1 protein-coding gene is annotated in these 610 nt (G+C 41.6%); it reads right to left on the bottom strand.

Going from position 1 to position 610, the window contains the following annotated elements; genetic code table 11:
• Nucleotides 1-48: 48 nt before the first annotated feature.
• Nucleotides 49-610: OmpA family protein (locus A3766_RS21330; RefSeq protein WP_068642944.1), on the bottom strand; the 562-nt coding region annotated here is incomplete at its 5' end.

Raw genomic sequence — 610 nt, 5'->3', positions numbered from 1 at the left:
AAAGCGAGTCCCAAGCTTTAGTAGATGGTTTAAATCCCCCTAGAGTAATCATTTTAACAACCTAACCGCCTCTTCATAAGTTCCCTTAAATTGAAGGCGAAACATTACTTTCCGGTCCGCTTTCGTTGCTACTTTTTGGTTAGCTTCCGTCTCGCCTCTACCTGTCACTGTGAGCTTGTTCATTAATTTGGTCTTATGAGGAAACTCAAAGCTAAGAATATTCTGCATAACTGCATTGGCACGTAACAAACTAAGCTGCATGTTATAACCGTAATCCCCTACTTTGTTCGAATGTCCTTCAACAATTACGCGCACGACTTCTTCTGCAGCGTCAGGGTTCTTATAAATACCTCTCGCGTACAGTGGAATAAAGCGCTTTAGGAATTTAACACCCTCCGCAGAAAGCTTCGCTGAATCGTGCCCGAATAAGATATTATCCATAATTGTAATATCTCCTGTTTCAGGATTGATCTCTGCCTGGATACCATCTGCATTAAGCTGTTCACTAATCGCTTGAATTACAAAAATACGGTTTTGTTGGCTTTGTTCGTGACGCTGGCTAAGAAGTAACATAGTCGCCACAACGAGCAAGGCGAAAATCATCATCAAA

It is taken from the genome of Oleiphilus sp. HI0132 (genome assembly GCF_001635845.1).
This window is presented reverse-complemented; position numbering and strand designations above follow the sequence as displayed.